This window comes from Asticcacaulis sp. AC466 (assembly GCF_000495815.1).
Lineage (GTDB): Bacteria > Pseudomonadota > Alphaproteobacteria > Caulobacterales > Caulobacteraceae > Asticcacaulis.
On record NZ_AWGE01000018.1, the window covers coordinates 71,209 to 90,617 of the forward strand.

The following is a 19,409-nucleotide window of genomic DNA, read 5'->3' on the forward strand; positions in this document are numbered from 1 at the left end:
TCTCGAAGAACTCGTCCAGTCATCTTGTCAGTGGCTTCCAACCGTGCCAGGCGACGGCGCTTCCGGCTTTCTGATGAAGAACGCAGCAACGACTGCACCAAGGGAGATAACGGCGCCACATAGGAAGGCGGCCTTTATGCCACCGGTCGTTACCGAATGCAAATCAGCCCCCGCAGCGGCCAAGCCTGCGCTCTCCAGCGTCATGATGGCAACAAACAGGGCCGTGCCCGCCGCACCCGCCACTTGCTGTGTAGCGCCGAGCATGGCGCTCCCGTGCGAATACAAATGTGGCGGCAATGCCCCCAGGCTGACCGTGAATAACGGCGTGAACATTAGGGCGAGGCCAACGCTTAGCGTCAGGTGGGCGATCAGTAACAGCCAGACCGACGTATCCCGCTGGATGAAGGTCAGCCCCCATAAGGCAAGGCTTAGGAGAATAGCGCCTGGAATAACCAGTGGCACGGGACCATGCTTGTCAAACAGACTGCCAACGGTCGGCGCACATAGCCCCATGATAAGGCCGCCCGGCAAAAGCAAAAGTCCGGCCTGTAATGTCGTTAGGCCCAGGACATTTTGGAGATAGATCGGCAGGAGGATGAACGCGCCGAACATCGACATCATGAGGATGGCCATCATCGCCATGGCGATTGTGAAGCGTCTGTGGCTCAATGTGCGCATGTCGAGCAGGGCGCGGTTCTCTCTCTCCAAAAATCTCTGCCGCATGATGAAGATCGCGATGACGGCGGCTCCTATCAGCAAGGGAATCCACGGCGATATGACGGGGACATGGAGGGCCGCCTCCCCCAGTCCGCTCAGGCCGTAGACGAAACCTCCGAAGCCTATGGCTGACAGGAAAATCGAGAGAATATCGATCGGCGCCTTGTTTGGAACGGACACATTCTGGATCCGTGCCGCCCCTAAAGCCAGTGCGCCCAAAGCGATCGGCAGCACGAGCAGGAACATCCACCGCCAGTCCAGGACCGAAAGGATCAGCCCGGAGATGGTCGGGCCAAGCGCCGGGGCAACCGAGATGACAATGGAAATATTGCCCATGGTCTTGCCTCGGGATTCAGGCGGCACGAGAGTCATAACCGTCGTCATCAGAAGCGGCATCATAATGGCCGTGCCTGACGCCTGCACAATTCGTCCAATGACCAGGATAACAAAGCCCGGCGCTAACGCCGAGATCAATGTGCCCAGGCAAAATAGCGACATGGCCAGAATAAAAACCGGCCGGGTGTTCAGGCGTTGCAAAAGGAAACCTGTGATGGGGATTACCACAGCCATGGTCAGCATGAAGGCCGTCGATAGCCATTGCGCAGAGCTGGCCGTAACACCGAGGTCCTTCATCAGATGCGGCAGAGCCACAATCATAAGGGTTTCGTTCAGGATCACGACAAAGGCCGAGACCAGCAGAAGGCCGATCACAAGCCTGTTGCGGGCGCCGTGGTCTTCTGTGATCCCGACGGGCTCAGGATCCAATGGAGATTGCATGTCTGTGGTCATGAGCTTTTGAGCCGATCTCGTTCACGTAGGGTTGCCGCCAAAGGCAATCACAGCCTGCCTCTAGCGACCATTCGTGCCAAAAGGCGACAGTGGCCGCAAGTTTTGACTGTCAATTTGTCAAACTTGCCTCACGGCTTACATTCGTCTGGATGCGGCGCACTTACCCGTTCTTTGTGCATCTGCGAACAAGGCCTGCCACGCAATTATACGAGACTGTGCTAACCTTAGTTGCCACCGGGCCTCCGTCTGAAACTGAAGGCAATATCAGGCAAACCACATGTCCGATACGTCTCCCCATTTTATCGAATGAATACCCTCGGATAGCAGGCTTTCCAGGTTCGCACCGTCAAGGACCTGATCGCATATCAAAGCGATGAGCTGGCGCAGTTCCAAAGAAACCTGGCGTCCGCAGCGAACATCCATTATGCCATTTGGCAATGGTGGGCCCAATCCGAAGGCCACGGATCAGGTTCAAGAAACAAAAGATACGCTCCGCGCCGTGGCTTAAATTTGATCGGCGGCTCAGTTGGGTTTCAAACCGATTGTGCCGCCAGTCTGCCGTTGATAGCGGTCCCTTATATCTTACATCTCTAACGCATCGATACCTGTCACCGGTTTAGGTTGTGGTTCCTTGCATCATGTCGGATATCAAGGTGTGAACATGCATACGCGACGTCCATATTCGCGCCAGCCTATTGTGCCCTTATAAAGCGTTGCGTCTCTTGCCTCCGCCCGGCCCGTTCGCGGTGATCGCTCATCATCAAACGACAGATATCAAAACCACCGCCGCCAAATCGCGACGATCACAATCGCCACGGCCGATCCCACCATCAATCCCGTAACATAGGAAAAGCCGGAGACACCGGAATGAAAAAATGGCGTGTCGAAATTCATGCCGAAGATACCCGCCGTTGCGCCGACGATTCCTGTGATGACCGTCACGATCGTCAGGGCTTTCACCAGTTTGTTCGTGTCCTGAGCCACCCGGGTGGTGTAAAGATCAAAGCTGCCAATGACCGTTTCGCGGGCATTCGACACGGCATCCTGAAGACGCTCTAAGATACGGCCCAAGCCTTCGAAATACACCCGGTCGGACTCCTCAATATGAGCAAAAAAGTCGGGTCGTGTGAGCGCGTGAATGGTGTTGGCCGCCTCCGCCAGGGATTTCCGTAACCTGGACACCTGGCCCCGCAATTTCGCCAAGGTTTCAAGCAGAGTCTGCTTTTCATTGGAGGTGAAAATCGCGCTGTCGAGCTTGTCGATCTCCGTTTCAATCCGGGTAACCTCTTCTCGGTATACCTCCAGGAGCTCAACAACGAGCGCCACGGCAAAGGCTGATGGGGTCAGACGCCCGTTCAAAGTTTCGCCGCGGTCCGTTTCAACAAAGCGGTCCATGAATTTTGGGCGTGTCTCAGAAACAGTCAATAACCAGCTCTTGCCGACAATGAAAACCAGTGATGCCGAATGTTTGCCTTTCGATGCGGACGGGCATGGCATAACAAACCTGTAAAACGTGTCGAAAATTTCCAGACTCCCGGTTCCGCGTTCTTCCGCCAGCGCTGCCTTCATATCTGGCGGCAGATGCATAAAACCGTCAAGATCAACGCCAGAGCCGTCAACCCAAAGAAGCTGGTTCTTGCCTATTCGTCTAGGCCGGTGTGTCAGCTGGATTTCTTCGTCGTGACCTTCGGCGTTGTAGAGAAAGGTCCGTATCGATGTCATAGCCCTGTTCCGATCTGCCTTCATGTGGGAAACGGTGGTGTTGATCGACGTTATGCGGCGCTACATCTGGTAAGTGACCGGTGTATCACGGCCAGACTCTCGAAATCGCGCGCGCAGAGGCTATGGGCCAAGCTTAAAGCTGAGATTTCGACATCATTAAGCGTGCCGGTTCGTACCCACTGATCCTCAGTCAAATCATTCAAGACGCTAAGTGTTCGACTGCGCGCAGTCTCAAACGCTTCCAACAGCGTGTCCAGTTCATCCCCTTTGACCTTGGCGTCCGAGGCATCCCATGTCGTTTCAACCCATCGAAACGACAACGCCGGACGCTCTTCCAGCAGCACGCACGTCAGGTCCGACTGAAACGTCTGTATCTCGAAATCCAGACTGTGTTTGAGTTGTTCGATCGCGTCATCTGCTGCGGAACCTTCGGCGGCCTCGGCCCTTGGATCAGACGCCAAGGCTTTGGTATGAGCGACTACACGGGCCGGGAACTCAGCCAGGGCTGAAAAAGTCACGATGCGCATATGGGATGTGCTCGCCTTATCGTGCCTTGTTTGGCCAAAGCAAGAGGGCGGCAAGTATAATGCCCACGCCAACGGCTAACGGCGTGACCGACAGTGGAGCGTGATGATTGATCCGCAGGATACGCCGGCCGGTGGCCTGAAGCCGCTTATCCGCGCGGACGACGTCTTGGTGGAGCCGTTGCCGGCCGTGTTCGGCGCTGCGTTCCACATCTTTGAGCGCCCGCCTCACCTCACTGTGGACGAACTCTGACAATATCGATGCGTCGCCCGATATCGCGACATCAGGCATATGATCGTGGTCGCGCGGCACTGATTTAACGGTAAGTGGCATGATTCATCCCCTTTAGTGTCACGGCACTTTAAGTCCGGTCCCGTAGAGAAGCAGCGCGCTTCCCTTGCCCCTTTTATAATAAATACATAGGCACCCAGACTCTCGGGTGGACGGACTTTTGAGCCTGCTACAGCTTACGCGTTTTTGATTTCCCGTCCTGTCTCCCACCGGCCTTCCTTACGGCCGTCCTGGTAGCCTCAAACGCATATTAAGGTGTTGCGTCTGGAGTAAAATCGCAGGCCAGCGCAGTTGAGGAGATATCAATGACGATAACTGTGGCCAAGGGCGTTGCCATGCCCAGCATTATCAAACCCGGTGACACGGAACTGACCGACGCCAAGGGTGTTCCCTTTACCAGTGAAACACGCGACCAGCACGGTGCGGACACGGTTCCAACCGGTATCGATGACACGCCCAAACCCTATAGCGGGGCTGGCGTCGATATCGACTCTACGGACATGCCGGATGATGGGGTCATTGCCGTGCACGACACCGATGACGACCTGCTTGCAGAAGAGCAAACGCACAAGATCAGTGATATCCCCTCTCCGGACGGACACTGACCAAACGATACAGAACGCATACCGGCACCCTGCCCACCTTTTGAGGTAAGAGCAAAAGATAAGGAAGCTGTATTTGGGAACTTAGAAATGCGCCTGTAAGTCTACAGTTCCGACCCGCCGCAGAGGCCGGTCCTAAACCAGGATAAATCCCATGAGCATTGAAACCCTTATTATCTGGCTAGTCATCGGCGCCGTAGCTGGATGGATTGCCGGCGCAATCGTCAAGGGCGGTGGCTTTGGTCTTATTGGTGATATTGTCGTAGGCATCTTGGGCGCGTTCATAGGCGGTTGGCTTGCGGGTGTCCTAGGTATCCACATCGGTGGTGGGCTTGTTGCCACCATCATCACGGCAACCGGCGGCGCAGTCGTTCTTCTTCTCCTGGCACGTCTGATCAGGCGCGCTTAATCTCGGCCACCTCATAGATCAGGACGCCTATAGATAAGGACGGCCCTTACACCGTGTCGCTGATTTGCGATCTATAGCTGGTGCGCGCCATCTTGTTCATGATGAAGATCGCTGAGTTCAGTTGAATTTGGCGGTCGCCACTCCGATCTATGGATGGAACTCCAAGTAAAGGACACCGATGAATCGGCATTTTCATCCGACTCTTTGGAACCAGGTCGAAAACCAGGCAACGCGAATACCCGCTATCTACGGCGATATAGACTTCGCCGCAGTGCCTGAGCGTTTCACGATCAATCCGTCCGGGGAGGGTCTCCAAGGTTTTGAAAAACTGATCCCCGAGATCATGGCTGACGCCCCTCTGGTAGAGATGATGGCAGCCTATACCTTGACCGGAGATGTGGTGGCGGACGCCTATGCCGCCAGAATTCCGGAATTTGGCTTTCGTCAGCTCGTCATGTGGCTTAAGACAGCGTGCGACAAAGGCGTCGAGGCTGTTCCTGATGCGCCGGACGAGTTGCGCGCCTTCCTGGCCGCCATGGAAGCGAGGCCCAAGTGGCTCGATATGAATCTGGTACGTGAAGGCGCCCGGATTGAACGCAATCACTATGCCCATTTAGTGCCCTTCGCTATTCGTGGGGCGTTTCTCGCCACCTTCATGAATAAATACTCTGCCCTACCTATGGCATTGACCGGGCATTTATCGGATCAACTGGCTGCCAAACGTGTGCATGAGACGGCGACCTTCTTCACCCTGACCGTCATGCCGGGCGCCCTTGAACGACAGGGGGCAGCGTTCAAAGCCGCCGCAATGGTGCGCCTAATGCACGCAATGGTGCGCTTCAACGTCATGAAACATAGAGGCTTATGGGATACACGCGTCTATGGCGTACCTATTCCACAGGTCGATCAAATGCCGGCGGGGCAGATCGGGTCGTTCCTAATCGCGTTTCGCGCTCTGAAGGAAGGCCGGGAGCAATTTACCACGGAAGAACGCGCCCGGATCGAGATTGGACGATATCGCTGTTTCCTTCTGGGCCTGCCCGAGCCCTTGCTAGGCGACACTCCGCGCTCCGTCGCCAGGTTGATGCTCGCGCGTCAAGCCACCTTACGCAGCGGTTATGATGAAGACACATGCGGCGCCCTGGTTCGCGGCACCATGAATACAGAACTGTCTTTTGACACCTCCTTGCCAGGCAAGATCGACCGCGAACTGGAGCGAAGTTTTTCAAAAGCCTTCTTCATCAAGCACTTCCTGCAAGGCGATACGAAGCGCGCCGCCAGGATGGGCGTCACCTATACGCTGAAAGACCGAAAGCTGGCTCTAATTGCCGCGACGTGCATTTTCTCGCAGCTAAGGGTGTTCGGGTTCCTGGCGGACATCCCGGTGGTGCGCGACTTCGCGGATCGGCTCCTGGTGGGCAAGCTGGAAGGCTTGCTCAAACGCTACGGTCACGCCAGCTTCTCATCAGACGCGGCCTCGTATAAAAGCAGCCATCATGCCCACAATTGATCCTTCATAATTTTGTTCGCTAAAGTTGCGCGATAAATTGCGCATTCGCTTTACGGAAACGCTCGCCTCGCGCATCCTATATACAGGAGGGCCTTCATGGACTCGGCACCGGGGCACATTATTGGGTGGGTAGGATCGCATGTTCTGCCGCACGAAGCCGACGTGCGAGCCTGGCTACGCCGCGCGCAACTGGGGCACGAAGACATAGAAGATATTGTCCAGGAATCTTATTGCCGCATGGCGGCGCTCAGCAGCGTCGATCATATCGCGTCGCCGCGAGGCTACTTTTTTACCGTCGCCAAGAATATTGCCCTGATGCGTGTCCGCCGAGCCCGGATCGTGCGCATAGAAAGCGTGGACGAGATCGACCGCCTCGATGTCATGAGCGACGCCCCCTCACCAGAGCAGATAACGGTGGGACGCTCGGAACTGGCCCGGCTGAAACGGCTGATCGCCTCGCTGCCCACCCGGTGTCGCCGCATATTCGAGATGCGCAAGATCCAGGGCCTACCCCAGAAAGAAATCGCCCGGGTCATGGGTGTGAGTGAAACCATTGTTGAAAATGAGTCAGCCAAAGCCCTTAGGCTGATCATGCGGTCAATTGCTTCCGAAGAAAGCCATTTTCAGCCGCAAAAGGAGTTGAAGCGTGACACCGACGCCGATCGAAACTAGCGACGAGATTGAGCGCGCGGCGAGCCTGTGGGCGGTCAAGGACCGGCCGCTGACTCCTATGGACGAAGCATCTCTGCGTGAGTGGCTGGATGGAGATCCCCGTCGGCGCGGCGCCTTGTTGCGAGCGCAGGCCACCTGGTCGTCGCTGTCTCGGGCCCGTGCCCTCGGCCCGTCCGCCCGTTGGCAGGGTGCCCAGCCCGGCATAATAGCCAGCGTGTCACGACGCAATCTGCTGGCCGCAACCGGAGCGTTAGGCGGCCTGATGGCAGCCGGCCTGGCCGGTCTGTTTATCAATCGGTATATAAATGAGACGATCACCCGCAAGGGTGAAATCCGCCGCCTGCCGATGAGCGATGGTTCGATTGCAACCATTAACACCGAAAGCCGTATCAAGATCGACATGACCGATACCCAGCGACGCGTCGATCTGATCCGCGGCGAAGCCTGGTTCAAGGTGGCCAAGAACAAAGAACGCCCCTTTGTGGTGGCTGCCGGTGTCGCACGGGTTCAGGCCGTAGGCACGGCGTTTTCGGTAAATCGGCGGGATGGCGGCGCAGAGGTGCTGGTGACCGAAGGCACCGTCAAAGCCTGGTTGGACGGTGCTGATCAACAGGCCGTCCTGCTCAATGCTGGCGACCGCACCTTCATGGGTCACAAAAGCGCGATCATGGTCGAACACGCGCCCGAAGCGATCGATAGCGCGTTAGCCTGGCGTGAAGGCCAGATTGCGCTTAACGGAAAAAGCCTTTCGGAAGCCGCCGCAGAGTATAACCGCTACAACCAGATTAAAATCGTCATCGGCGACCCAGATCTGGCCCGCGAACGCTTACTGGGCCGATTTAGTACCGACGATCCCGAAGCCTTTTCCAGCGCTGTCGCCCAGGCCTTCGGTGCAGAAATCACCAAGACCGACACGACGATATATATCGACACGAAAAAAAAGTGACCTAGACCGTACGGAACTGAAACGGCCGAACATCGTTTAAAAAGGGGGGCGTTACGTCCTCTATATAAGGCGCCATAAGGCGCTATACACAGGAGGAAATCGATGACGAACCCATGCGTGCGCCTGTTTAATGGCCCGTTGCTGCTTGCCGGCACCACCTTACTTATGGTCTCGGCCATGCCGGTCCAGGCCCAAGCCCAGGTCAAGACCTTCAATGTTCCCGCCCAGGCCGCTCAACAGGGCATTCCACAATTTGCCCAACAGGCCGACATTCAGCTTTTGGTTCCTGAAAAACTGGCGACTGGCAAAACGACCGCAGCGGTAAAAGGCACTATGCCGGTACGCGACGGACTGGCGCGCCTCTTGACAGGCACAAATTTGACACCGGTTACCCAATCAAATGGCGTCGTTATCCTGGCTGAGGCCCGTCCCGCTGCGGCAGCGTCCAGCGCTAGCTATCCTATAACGAAAGCCGCCATTACACTGACTGATGCCAGCCCTGTCGCCGCACCAGCCCAGGACACCGTCGATGCCCCTCCCGCCGGAAACGACGTCGTTGTCGTCGTAACTGGCATTCGCGGCGCCCTCAATAAGGCGCGCGATATCAAACGCAAGGCGGCCAACTCGGTCGAAAGTATTGTCGCCGAAGATATCGGCAAGATGCCGGATCTGAACCTGGCCGAATCCATTCAGCGCGTGCCCGGCGTCGCCATGTCGCGCGAAGGTGGCGAAGGCCGCAACATCACGTTGCGGGGCTTTGGACCGGACTTTACGCGTACGACCTTGAACGGCATGGAAGTCCCGGCCAGCAGTGACGGCCTGGATAGCGGCGGCGTCACCATCAATGCCGGTCGCGCCTTCGATTTCCACCTGTTCGCGTCCGAACTGTTCAATCGCATCGATATAGAGAAAACCCAGAAAGCATCTACCGAAGAAGGTGGTATTGCCGGCACCGTCGACCTCTATTCCGCGCGTCCTTTCGATTACCGTGACGATTTTACCGTCTCCGCATCGGCACAGGATAACTACAACACCCTCACCCAGAAGAACGATCCGCGCCTGGCCTTTCTGGTCAGCAAGAAATTTGCGGACGGAAAATTCGGCGCCCTGTTCTCCGCAGCGGTGTCCAATCGCACCGTCCATCAGGAAGGATATGCAAGCGTCCGTTGGACCTCCCCTTACGTAAATGGCGATTCCTGGGCCAACACCAATCCGACCGTAACCGGAACCCCCTCGGCCGCCTGTGGTGCCGCCAATCCGCTCGATTGCCTGTGGGCGCCGCGCCTGCCGCGTGCGGACTTCTTCGGCAATGACCAAAAGCGTGTCGGCTTCACCGGCTCGTTGCAGTACAAGCCATCCGACAATATCCTGATTACGCTCGACGCCCTGCATTCCGAACTGAACAATGACCGCTACAGCTACAACTCGATGGAGTGGCTGCTGACCCACGGCGTCGCCGGCAACTATACCGGCCAGACCCCGCTGTCCTTTACCGTCGGACCAGACGGCAAGCAGCTGGTCGCGGCCAGCTTCAACGACGTCACCTCATGGTACGAAAGCCGCCACCAGGAATCCAAGTCAGCATTCAATCAACTGGTCCTGTCCGGTAAATTCAAGGTCACGGACCAGTTGACCATCGACGCTATGGCCGGCACAGCGTCGGACGACGCGGACCGCACCGAGCTGCGCTTCTATTTCCGCTCCATTCCGCACTTCTATTCCTACGATTACAGCAACAATCCGTACGTGCCCGTCGTTAATTTCGGCAATTACGATCCCAATAAGGCCAGCAATTACGTAAACGCCCTGACGGCCGCCAACCGCATCAACAACGTCAAGAAGGAGAATGCCTCTGCTAAATTTGACGTGACCTACAATGCCGACGCGTTTTCCATCAGGGCCGGCCTGAATTACAATGACCGCAAGGTGAAATACAGCGAAGGCTATGGTGACAGCCCGAGCTTCGATCCATCGTCCTATACCAGACCCTTCCCGATTTCGAACTTCGGCAGTGGGCTGGATGGCGCAACCCTTGACAAATTCCGCGTCGCCGATTTTGACGCCATTGCCGCGGCCGGTATCGTAAAGCCCGGTTACACCGACAATACCGGCGCTGACTGGACTGTCGGGGAAGAAACGCTTGGTGGCTATGTCGAGTTGAACGCCGAATATTATCTCGGCGACATGCGTCTGCGGACCAATACCGGCCTGCGTTACGTCAAGACCAATGTGACGTCTGAGGCTCTGGTCAGCAATACGCCGGTTCAGGACAAGGTGTCCTACGACAACTATCTGCCGTCGATCAACCTGGCCCTCGACGTACGCGATAACCTGGTCGTGCGCGCTGCCTACGGCCGTAGCATGACGCGGCCGGGGCTCAGCTCATTGAATATCGCCGGCCCGGTGTTTGGCTATACGACGCGGACCGTCGGCAATGTCGGCAACCCCGAACTGAAGCCCTACGAATCCAACGACCTAGACTTGGCGGTCGAATGGTATTTCGGCAAGGAAGGGCTCCTGTCCTTTGCCGTCTTCAACAAGGACATCGTCAGGTCGTTGAAGACGGATGTCGTGACGAAGATGATCGATCCGTCCTTCTGGCCAGCCATTTACGCCGACCCGCAATATGACCCGTCTTATAATGCCGATCCGGCCAAGGTCCCCTATACATTCACCATTCCCGTCAACAGCGATCAGGGCAATAGCGTCAAAGGGTTCGAACTGACCTACAATCAGCCCTTCAGCTTCCTGCCCGGCCTGTGGTCCAAGTTCGGCATTGCCTCGAACTACACCCATGTGTCCGCGAAGGATTCGACGGGGCTTTCGCCCAATTCCTACAATGCGACGCTCTACTACGACACGGGTCGTTTCGGCGCGCGTGTTTCGGTCAACAAGCGCGACGACTACCTGTTGAGCGAACCCGGCGGCAACGGTCACGTCCAGGAGCGCAAGTACGGCCCGACCCACGTCGATTTCGCCTCCTTCTACAATGTCAACAAGAACCTCACCCTCACCTTCGAAGGTATCAATATCACCGACGAGGTGGAGCGTATCTATGGCACGGGTGACACCGGCGACATGGATCTGACGCGCGAATACAACCACACCGGCGCGCAGTGGATCCTGGGGCTGCGCTACAAGTACTGACTGGCATTGACGACGGATCGCCGGTTTCGATGATGCGCCACCCGGCGTATCGTAGGCGCCGACGGTCCGTACAAGTCATTTACACCCACCCGGAGGCAGAGAATGCAGAGGCTTTTTACGGCGATTTCGATGCTTGCGCTCACCGTCTCATGCGCGGCACATGCCGGGGACCTGCGGCCGATCGACGATAGCTATACCATTGCCCAACGCTACAACGGGTATAAAGACACCTATCCCGGCCTGACTTGGCCCGTATCCGAATTCCACGGCGGTCAAACGGTTCTCTTCGACCGGCTATATAAGACCATCGGCAATCGCGACCTCCATATCGACGTATTTCTGCCCGTTCCCGGACAAGCTCGGCGACAGGGTATTCTCCTGGTTCATGGCGGTGGCTGGCGTTCGGGGAGCAAGTCGCACTTCTATGCCCTCGCCAACCTGCTGGCTCAGAAGGGCTATGCAGTCTTTCTGCCGGAATATCGCCTGTCGCCGGAAGCGCCATACCCTGCCGGTCTGACCGACATCAACGACGCCATCGTCTGGGCGAAGGGTCACGCCACGGAATTTGGTATTCCTGAGGCCAATCTGGCGCTCGGCGGCGCATCCTCCGGCGGCCAGATGGCGGCGCTTCTTGCCTTTACGGCGGACAGCGGCACCTACAAAACCCATGCAAGCGACGACACTCGGGTGAACGCGCTTATCGACATCGACGGCGTGCTCGATTTTACCACGCCACTCGCCCTGCGCTACGAAAACGCGGCGGGCAGCGCGTCGGTGGCCGCCCTTTGGCTCGGCGGCTCCATGGAGCAGGCACCAGAGCGATGGCGGGAAGCAAGCGCGGCCAAGCATGTCAGCGCGCAATCACCGCCAACCTTAATTATCAGCAGCGGACAAACGCGGTTCACCGCGGGCCAGGACGAAGTTATGACAGGCCTGGGCCGGTTCGGCATTCGCCACCAGTTCTTCGCCTTTGACTCTGCACCGCACGACATCTGGCTTTTTGAGCCTTACCTTAGTCAAATTGTTGAAAAAATGGACTTATTTTTGCAACCGCCGACCGATGCTAAGGACGCCCGTCAATGAGCGCGCTTCGAACCAATATGAGCCGCCGCCTCACGGGCGTGCTGGCGCTAGGCGCGGTCCTAGGGCTGAGCTTGACGGGTTGCGTCACAGGGCCAGGGCCGCAGTCGCCGAAACCCAGCCATTATTCCGTCCGACAGAGCTGCGGACAGCAGCCGGGATGCTTCACGACGATTCAGTCCGCAGTTGACGCCGCCGCCAGCGACAAGACGGATCGCTGGGTGATCGTGGATATTGCGCCGGGCAACTATTATGAAAAGGTCACTGTCACCAGGCCCAGGACGAAGCTGCGCGGACAGGGGGCGGCAACCACCCGGCTCTATTTCGACGCCGTAGCGCAAACGGCCGGCCATTATCATCGCAACAAATGGGGGACCCCAGGATCGGCGACCTTAACTATCGATGCCGACCAGGTAAGCGTGGACGGACTTACCGTCGAAAACACTTTCGACTACCTGACCAATGATGCCTTGCCCGACAAGGACCCGCGCAAGATCGGCAATTCGCAGGGCGTGGCCGTTCTGCTCGATATTCACAGCGATCGCGTGATGTTCGACCGATCTGCACTGGTGGGATATCAGGACACCTTGTTCGCCAATGGCGGACGCGTCTTCGTTCGCAACAGTCATATTTCCGGGAATGTCGACTTCATTTTCGGCAATGGCCAGGTCCTGATCGAGGACAGTGTGGTGCAAACCCGCCGCCGGGCACCGACAAGCGAATCCGAGGCCTTTGAGTCCTTTATCGTTGCGCCCTCAACCCAACTGTCTCAGGCAATCGGCATCGTCATATACCGTTCCCGTCTCACGCGGGAGGACGGCGTGCGCGACGGCGCGGTGGCGCTCGGCCGGCCCTGGCACCCGACGACGACCTTCGCCGACGGCCGTTATGCCGATCCGAACGCCGTTGGACAGGCCAGCTTCATAGACTGCTTCATGGATGCCCACATTCACCGTGACCACTGGGCCCCCATGAACGGTACTGCCCGCGACGGCACAAAAACCGCCGTCTTCTACCCGCAAGACTCCCGGTTTTCGGAAACAGAGTCTTACGGCCCGGGCGCCGCGCATTCGGACATCGGTATCCGTTGGCAACAAAGCCTGACGATTGACCAGATCCATAGCCTGTTCTTCGACGGCTGGCCCCAATCCAGCCGTCACCGCTGACACCGCCTCTCCACGGCCCTCTGCCCCTGCAGACGGAGCGTGACCTGAGCTGCCTCACGGGGTGAGGCAGCTCCTTTTTTTGTCTGTCGCCGTTAGGCGACTTTTGAATAGCGGTTACCGCCCTCACCTTCGGCATATGTGTCGAACACGCAGGCGACGGATCGCACCAGCATCTTCATCGGCGATTCAAAGCGCACAAGGCGTTCATCGATTGTAACAATGCCGGCTGCGACGAAATCTGCCAAACGCTGAATATCCTGATCCAGATAGTCGACTGCATAGCCATGACGGTGCAGAACCTCAGCCACATTGCATTCGAAGCGACACATAAGGTCCGAAATAACCGCGCCACGGACCTTATCATCCGACTGATAGGCCCATCCCCGTACGGTCGGCAGGCGGCCTTCTTTGATAAGCCTCTGATAGGAGGTGCTTTGCGGGATATTTTGGGCGATCCCGTCATCCAATTGACTAATGGACGAGGCGCCAAAGGCGATCTGGCGGTCGTTTGGCAGGTCTGTGTAGCCCATGAAATTGCGCCGCAGGGTGCCATTGCGCGCAGCGACGGCCAGGCCGTCACTCGTCTTGGCAAAATGGTCGATGCCAACGGCATCATAGCCCGTCGCGCGTAATTGGGTATCGATCTGAAGATACTGGAGCACCTTTTCATGGATATCGGGCAGGGCGGCCGTATCTATCAACTGTTGATGCTTTTTCATCCACGGCACATGTGCATAGGAAAAGGCACTGATGCGGTCAGGATCGAGACGAATGATATCGTTCAGGGTCGCCGCCAGGCTGTCGGCAGTTTGATGCGGCAGTCCGTAAAGCAGATCGACTCCAATCGACGTTAGTCCGTGCTCGCGCAGCGCTGCTACGGATTGCGCAATGACCGCGAACGGCTGGTGCCGGTTAATGGCCGCCTGGACCTGTGGCTGGGTGTCCTGAACCCCCAGGCTGACCCGATTGAACCCCAGGTCGGTATAGGTTTTCAGCTTCTCATTTGTAATCTGGCGCGGATCAAGCTCGATCGAAACCTCGGCATCCGGTTTCAGCTCAAAGGACCGGGTCAGGGCTTCGAACACGCGAGTCATCGCCGCAGGTGACAAAATGCCCGGTGAGCCCCCCCCGAAATGCAAGGCGTGCACGGACGGCCGAAACGCCAATTCCCGTCCGACCATGGCAATTTCTTCGATCAGGCAGGCGACATAGGCCTCAACCGGCTCCGCACGATGCGTGATCTGGGTATTGCAACCGCAGAACCAGCACATCTGTTCGCAAAAAGGAATGTGGACGTAGAGCCCTATGCTCTGGTCACGAGGCAAGGTCCTCAGCCACCCGGCGTAGGTTTCCGGCTCCAGAGACGTAAAGTGATGCGCCGAAGGATAGCTTGTGTAACGCGGCGCTTCACGGCCTAGATAGGCCATCATGTCCTGATCCTGCCAGGAACGCGGGGGATTAATATTTTGCATGGCGCAAACCTTCTGCAGGGGCGTTGAAACGAGGGTTAGGGGCGACAGACGACAGGGCGGCATGACACCGGGCCGGCCTGATGAGGCGAAATTAGGGAGCAATCAGGTCATAGGCGTGGCACGCGCCCCAGACGCAAGGCATTCAGGACGACCACCAGAGATGAGGTCGACATGGCCACAGCGGCGATGAGCGGGGTTGCCAGGCCAAGCACCGCCACGGGAACCGCGATGATATTGTATGCCAAGGATGTCCAGACATTCTGCCGGACCAGGCGCTTGGCGGCGCGGGCGGTGTCGTAGGTGGTCAGGATGGGCGAAAGCCCTTGATCGCGATAGACGAAATCGGCGGCCGTCTGAGTGATATCCACGCCGCTGGCCGGCGACATGGAGACCGAGGCCGCAGACAGCGCGGCAGCATCGTTTAATCCATCGCCGACCATCAATACACGGTGCCCTTCGGCCGTCATCGCTTCGACGGCGGCCACCTTGTCTACCGGCGACAGGCCCGAGCGGACATCGGAAATGTCCAGGTCCAGGGCCACTTTTTGGGCCACCTGATCCCGGTCACCCGACAGCATACAGAGCGTCAAACCGCGCGCACGCAAACCAGCAATCACCTTTCGAGCGTCCGCGCGCACCGCGTCGGCGAACAGAAGACGTATCGCTGGCCCTTGCGCCCGCTGAAACCAAAGCTCCATCTGGGCATCGCCGCTGGCCGGAACACCCAGCCACGACGCCTTGCCCATCCAGACCAGGTCTTTGCCGACCATGGCCTTAAGTCCCTTCCCGGGATGATCGCTCACGATCATCCCGGGAACCTCACCGACCGCCCCTCCCCGGGCGACGGCTTGGGACAGCGGATGTTGACTTTGCCGAGCCATGGCAATCGCTATCCGCCGGTTTTCACCACTAAGAACGTCCGAGTTCATCCAGCGCGGCGTTCCTTCGGTCAGGGTTCCCGTCTTGTCGAAAACAACCGTGTCAATGCACGCCATTGCCTCCAGCCCCTTGGTCGATTTCAGCAATATGCCCCGCTTAAACAGGCGCGACGACGCCAGGACATGGACCACGGGCACAGCCAGGCCGATGGCGCATGGACAGGTGATGATCAGGACGGCCACGGCCTTTAACACCGCGTCTTCCCAGATCATGGCGCCGTGCAGGTAACCGTAGATCATCCACCCGACAAAGGTCGCCAGGGCGAGGCCGTGGACGACAGGCGCATAAAGCCCCGCCAAGCGATCGGCCAACCGGACATAGGGGCCTTGCGACCGTTCGGCTTTTTCCATGAGACTGACGATTTCCGACAGCAGGCTGTCATCCGCTGCGGCGCTAACCTGGATCAATAGAGGCGCAGAGCGATTGATCATGCCCGCATAAAGCTTGTCGCCGGGGCCGGCTGTCCGGGGAAGAGTCTCACCGGTCACCAGTTGTGTATCGATATCGGACTCGCCAGTCAGGACCAGGCCATCGGCGGCAATCTTTTCGCCGGCAGCGACCAAAAGGTGCTGCCCTGGCGCCAGGTCACGTATCCGGACCGACACCGTGCGTTCACCATCGATGACCGTGGCCGTGCCTTCAAGCATGGCCAGCAGCCCCTCGGCCGCTTCGCGCGCCTTGCCCCTCGCCTTTATGTCCAGATAGCGGCCGATCAGCAGGAAAAACAACAGCATGATCGATGCATCGAAATAGACATAGCGGCCATGCGTCAGGGTCTCATAGACCGACAGGGCGTTGGCCATGATGACGGCCAGGGAAATCGGCACATCCATATTGGTGCGTCCGTGGGTCAGCGCCTGCCATGCTGAACGGAAAAAGGGCCGTCCCGACCAGATGGTCGCCGGCAGCGCGATCAGGCTCATCATCCAGTACATGAGATCGCGCGTTGCCCCCGTGACGGCGCGGGCTGGCAGGAACCACAGGGGATCGACGAACAACATGATGGCGCAGGTCGCAAAGCCGGCGACCGCCAGGCAACTGAGCAGGTCGCGCTCTTCCGTCTTCGAGGCCTGCAACCGGCTGTCGGCGTCGAACGGGGCGACGTGGAACCCCAGAGCTTTAATTTCATCGGCGAACTGATTGGCATTGTCATTGGCCGCTCCGGCCTCCAACGTCTTAGGCCAGCTGATACGCAGCCTTTGCGTCGAAAAATTCACCCGCGCTTCCACGCCCGGATGGGCTTGAAGGCTTTGCTCTATCTTCCACGCGCAACTGGCGCAATGCATGCCCTCCACCTGCATGTAGAGGGAGAACCGGTCGGCTTCCTCGCGGGCAAAACAGCTGAAATCGACAGCGCGGCTCATTCGTCGTCCTCCGGCTGGAAAATACGGATCGCCGGATCGTCCAGATCGTCGAATTGTCCAGTATTCAGGGCCCACAGGAAGGCCGCCAGACAGACCAATCCAAGCAGGAAGGCCAAAGGGACGAGGATGAGCAGGATGGCCATGACTATTCCACTTCCACCGTCGTCACCGATTGGTACTGCCGACCCGCCTTTTCCGCTGTGACATGAACCGTCCACACGCCCTTTACCGGCAGAGGGGCATCCGTAACATATCTGCCTTCGCCGTCGTCACGCAGATCGAAACTGCGGTCTTCGACGGCGTTACCCGGATGAACGAACCACGCCTTGACCCGGGCGGCCGTCACGGGCTGGCCCGCATGGTCCGTCAGGCTGAAACGAAGCCGTCCGGCCGTATAATCGATATCAGACCGCCAGCGGAGTTGCGCCTGCGCCCCGGCCTTGGCAAGGATATCGTTATAGGCAAGCCCCTTGGCGTAGGCGTCTTCGGTCGTCTCCGAAGGTGGATGCGCATAGGCGATGAATACGAAACCGACTAGCGCGGTCATAAAGGTCAGATAGAAGGCCGCAATGATCCACGGGACGAAACGGCCACGCCGGCGATTAAGCGCCTCCGTGTCCACAGCATCCAGAGCGTGAGGCACCTCAGGGCCTGATGAAGTAGCTGTCATGGCTCGCGGCCTTTCCTGTAGTGCGATCGGTGAGTATAAAGTGGACAGGGACGCGGGCCGACGCATTCGGTTCGGCCATGACTTGCACGCGGAATTCGCCAACGCTGTTCGCCGGTACCCGCAGGGACGGCACGGCGACGTCTCCAGCCCCCAGCAGCTCGACACGACGCGTGGTCAGGCCGTCGATTTTGACGGCGTAATCGCGATCGGAATGGGTCTTGTTGAGCACCTTGATCTGGTAGTTGTTGCGTATGGTGCCGTCCGAAAGCCGCACATATAGCGGGGATCGGTTATGGATGATGTTCAGTTCCGTCTCGGTCCGCAGCACAATGGCCCCCAGCATCAATCCACCAACGAGAAACAGGATGGCGGCATAGAAGACCGTGCGCGGCCGGATCCATTTCATTCGCCCGCGGGTGGGGACCGCCTGGCGCGCGATCTCATCGGCGCGCCGGTGCTGGTTGTTTTCCGTGTCATAATGAATGAGCCCGCGCGGCAGCTTCATTTTTTCCATGACGTTGTTGCAGGCATCGACACACAATCCGCAGGAAATGCATTCGTATTGCAGGCCATTGCGTATATCGATGCCCATGGGGCAGACGACGACGCAGGCAGTACAATCGATGCAATGGCCCCTGCCCTCCCAACTCGTGCCTATTTTATGCTTGCCTCGGGGTTCACCGCGTTCGCCTGCGTAGGATATAATCAAGGTATCCCGGTCAAACATGGCCGACTGGAACCGGGCATAGGGGCAGGCGAATTTGCAGATATTTTCCCGTGCATACCCGGCCATAAAGTAGGTCGAAAGCGTCAGCGCGATAATCCACACGAGCGTCAGGCCGGGCAGATCAAGATGCAGGATGCCGTCAAGCAAGGTCGGGGCGTCATTGAAATAAAAGACCCACGCCCCACCAGTGGCCAGCCCGATCAGCAACCAGATGGCGTGGGTAAGTAACTTCTTCCAGATCTTTTCCAGCGTCCAAGGCGCAGCATCCAGCTTTCGGCGCGCATTGCGGTCACCCTGGATCAGATGTTCCACCAGGACGAACAGGTCGGTCCATACGGTTTGCGGACACGCATAGCCGCACCAGACGCGCCCGAGCAGGGACGTGGCAAAAAAGAGCCCAATGGCCGCCAGAATAAGCAGTCCGACCAACAGGTAAACCTCCTGAGGCCAGATTTCGATGCCGAAGAAATAGCCGCGCTGTCCGACCAGATCGATCAGGATGGCCTGGTCCGGCACGTGCGGGCCGCGATCGTAACGCAGCCAGGGCGCGGCGTAGTAAATACCCAGCAAGACCACCATGGCCGTCCACTTCAAGGTGCGGAACAGGCCATGGGTGCGCTGAGGATATATCTTCTCATCCTTGGCGAATAGTTGAACCACG

At 58.0% G+C, this 19,409-nt stretch carries 17 protein-coding genes; 9 read left to right on the forward strand and 8 right to left on the reverse strand.

Translation table 11 applies throughout. From position 1 onward, the window contains the following. Positions 1-27: 27 nt before the first annotated feature. The 3 genes from AEAC466_RS39065 to AEAC466_RS39075 form a co-directional block, all read right to left on the reverse strand. Entirely contained in the window at positions 28-1,494 is a 1,467-nt protein-coding gene (locus AEAC466_RS39065) for a DHA2 family efflux MFS transporter permease subunit (RefSeq protein ID WP_200863983.1), read from the reverse strand. A 786-nt stretch (positions 1,495-2,280) separates the two neighbouring features. After that, complete coding sequence (locus AEAC466_RS39070) at positions 2,281-3,228, reverse strand: magnesium transporter CorA family protein (protein ID WP_023459377.1); 948 nt, start codon at positions 3,226-3,228, stop codon at positions 2,281-2,283. Between the two features lie 50 nt (positions 3,229-3,278). Next, on the reverse strand, positions 3,279-3,755 hold the full coding sequence (locus AEAC466_RS39075; RefSeq protein WP_023459378.1) for a hypothetical protein: 477 nt from the start codon (positions 3,753-3,755) through the stop codon (positions 3,279-3,281). Between the two features lie 103 nt (positions 3,756-3,858). Between AEAC466_RS39075 and AEAC466_RS44590 the strand changes: the two genes are divergently transcribed. From AEAC466_RS44590 to AEAC466_RS39115, 9 genes are all read left to right on the forward strand, one after another. Further along, positions 3,859-4,005, forward strand: coding sequence for a hypothetical protein (locus tag AEAC466_RS44590; protein WP_023459379.1), 147 nt, complete (start codon positions 3,859-3,861; stop codon positions 4,003-4,005). A 344-nt stretch (positions 4,006-4,349) separates the two neighbouring features. Beyond that, positions 4,350-4,649: a hypothetical protein gene (locus AEAC466_RS39080; RefSeq protein ID WP_023459380.1), complete on the forward strand. Its 300-nt coding sequence runs from the start codon at positions 4,350-4,352 to the stop codon at positions 4,647-4,649. A 151-nt stretch (positions 4,650-4,800) separates the two neighbouring features. Beyond that, positions 4,801-5,055: a GlsB/YeaQ/YmgE family stress response membrane protein gene (locus tag AEAC466_RS39085; protein WP_023459381.1), complete on the forward strand. Its 255-nt coding sequence runs from the start codon at positions 4,801-4,803 to the stop codon at positions 5,053-5,055. Between the two features lie 178 nt (positions 5,056-5,233). Further along, positions 5,234-6,565, forward strand: coding sequence for an oxygenase MpaB family protein (locus tag AEAC466_RS39090; RefSeq protein WP_023459382.1), 1,332 nt, complete (start codon positions 5,234-5,236; stop codon positions 6,563-6,565). A 96-nt stretch (positions 6,566-6,661) separates the two neighbouring features. Next, entirely contained in the window at positions 6,662-7,237 is a 576-nt protein-coding gene (locus tag AEAC466_RS39095) for an RNA polymerase sigma factor (protein ID WP_023459383.1), read from the forward strand. Continuing rightward, positions 7,212-8,183 (forward strand): FecR family protein, encoded by a 972-nt coding sequence (locus AEAC466_RS39100; RefSeq protein WP_023459384.1) that lies wholly within the window; start codon positions 7,212-7,214, stop codon positions 8,181-8,183. Before AEAC466_RS39095 ends, AEAC466_RS39100 begins: the two co-directional genes overlap by 26 nt. Positions 8,184-8,285: 102 nt before the next feature. Next, positions 8,286-11,330 (forward strand): TonB-dependent receptor, encoded by a 3,045-nt coding sequence (locus AEAC466_RS39105; RefSeq protein ID WP_023459385.1) that lies wholly within the window; start codon positions 8,286-8,288, stop codon positions 11,328-11,330. Positions 11,331-11,432: 102 nt separating this feature from the next. Beyond that, a complete protein-coding gene (locus tag AEAC466_RS39110) occupies positions 11,433-12,413 on the forward strand; it encodes an alpha/beta hydrolase (protein ID WP_035430241.1) in 981 nt (326 codons plus the stop codon). Then, entirely contained in the window at positions 12,410-13,576 is a 1,167-nt protein-coding gene (locus tag AEAC466_RS39115) for a pectinesterase family protein (RefSeq protein WP_023459387.1), read from the forward strand. Before AEAC466_RS39110 ends, AEAC466_RS39115 begins: the two co-directional genes overlap by 4 nt. Positions 13,577-13,668: 92 nt before the next feature. Here AEAC466_RS39115 and hemN read toward each other — a convergent pair whose 3' ends face one another. The 5 genes from hemN to ccoG form a co-directional block, all read right to left on the reverse strand. Continuing rightward, positions 13,669-15,048 (reverse strand): oxygen-independent coproporphyrinogen III oxidase, encoded by a 1,380-nt coding sequence (hemN, locus tag AEAC466_RS39120; RefSeq protein ID WP_031239252.1) that lies wholly within the window; start codon positions 15,046-15,048, stop codon positions 13,669-13,671. Positions 15,049-15,155: 107 nt separating this feature from the next. After that, a complete protein-coding gene (locus AEAC466_RS39125; RefSeq protein ID WP_023459389.1) occupies positions 15,156-17,351 on the reverse strand; it encodes a heavy metal translocating P-type ATPase in 2,196 nt (731 codons plus the stop codon). Next, positions 17,348-17,494, reverse strand: a complete 147-nt coding sequence (gene ccoS, locus AEAC466_RS39130) for a cbb3-type cytochrome oxidase assembly protein CcoS (RefSeq protein ID WP_023459390.1) — start codon at positions 17,492-17,494, stop codon at positions 17,348-17,350. The genes AEAC466_RS39125 and ccoS overlap by 4 nt, the downstream gene beginning before the upstream one ends. Positions 17,495-17,496: 2 nt before the next feature. Then, the gene (locus AEAC466_RS39135) at positions 17,497-18,021 is read right to left on the reverse strand and encodes a FixH family protein (RefSeq protein ID WP_162148966.1); all 525 of its coding nucleotides are present in this window, start codon (positions 18,019-18,021) and stop codon (positions 17,497-17,499) included. Next, entirely contained in the window at positions 17,996-19,408 is a 1,413-nt protein-coding gene (gene ccoG, locus AEAC466_RS39140) for a cytochrome c oxidase accessory protein CcoG (RefSeq protein WP_023459392.1), read from the reverse strand. Before ccoG ends, AEAC466_RS39135 begins: the two co-directional genes overlap by 26 nt. Position 19,409 lies beyond the last annotated feature (1 nt).

Coding starts and splice junctions, on each gene's coding strand:
- AEAC466_RS39065 (WP_200863983.1), bottom strand. CDS start 1,494: ATGCAATCTCCATTGGATCCTGAGCCCGTCGGGATCACAGAAGACCAC.
- AEAC466_RS39070 (WP_023459377.1), bottom strand. CDS start 3,228: ATGACATCGATACGGACCTTTCTCTACAACGCCGAAGGTCACGACGAA.
- AEAC466_RS39075 (WP_023459378.1), bottom strand. CDS start 3,755: ATGCGCATCGTGACTTTTTCAGCCCTGGCTGAGTTCCCGGCCCGTGTA.
- AEAC466_RS44590 (WP_023459379.1), top strand. CDS start 3,859: ATGATTGATCCGCAGGATACGCCGGCCGGTGGCCTGAAGCCGCTTATC.
- AEAC466_RS39080 (WP_023459380.1), top strand. CDS start 4,350: ATGACGATAACTGTGGCCAAGGGCGTTGCCATGCCCAGCATTATCAAA.
- AEAC466_RS39085 (WP_023459381.1), top strand. CDS start 4,801: ATGAGCATTGAAACCCTTATTATCTGGCTAGTCATCGGCGCCGTAGCT.
- AEAC466_RS39090 (WP_023459382.1), top strand. CDS start 5,234: ATGAATCGGCATTTTCATCCGACTCTTTGGAACCAGGTCGAAAACCAG.
- AEAC466_RS39095 (WP_023459383.1), top strand. CDS start 6,662: ATGGACTCGGCACCGGGGCACATTATTGGGTGGGTAGGATCGCATGTT.
- AEAC466_RS39105 (WP_023459385.1), top strand. CDS start 8,286: ATGACGAACCCATGCGTGCGCCTGTTTAATGGCCCGTTGCTGCTTGCC.
- AEAC466_RS39110 (WP_035430241.1), top strand. CDS start 11,433: ATGCAGAGGCTTTTTACGGCGATTTCGATGCTTGCGCTCACCGTCTCA.
- AEAC466_RS39115 (WP_023459387.1), top strand. CDS start 12,410: ATGAGCGCGCTTCGAACCAATATGAGCCGCCGCCTCACGGGCGTGCTG.
- hemN (WP_031239252.1), bottom strand. CDS start 15,048: ATGCAAAATATTAATCCCCCGCGTTCCTGGCAGGATCAGGACATGATG.
- AEAC466_RS39125 (WP_023459389.1), bottom strand. CDS start 17,351: ATGAGCCGCGCTGTCGATTTCAGCTGTTTTGCCCGCGAGGAAGCCGAC.
- ccoS (WP_023459390.1), bottom strand. CDS start 17,494: ATGGCCATCCTGCTCATCCTCGTCCCTTTGGCCTTCCTGCTTGGATTG.
- AEAC466_RS39135 (WP_162148966.1), bottom strand. CDS start 18,021: ATGACAGCTACTTCATCAGGCCCTGAGGTGCCTCACGCTCTGGATGCT.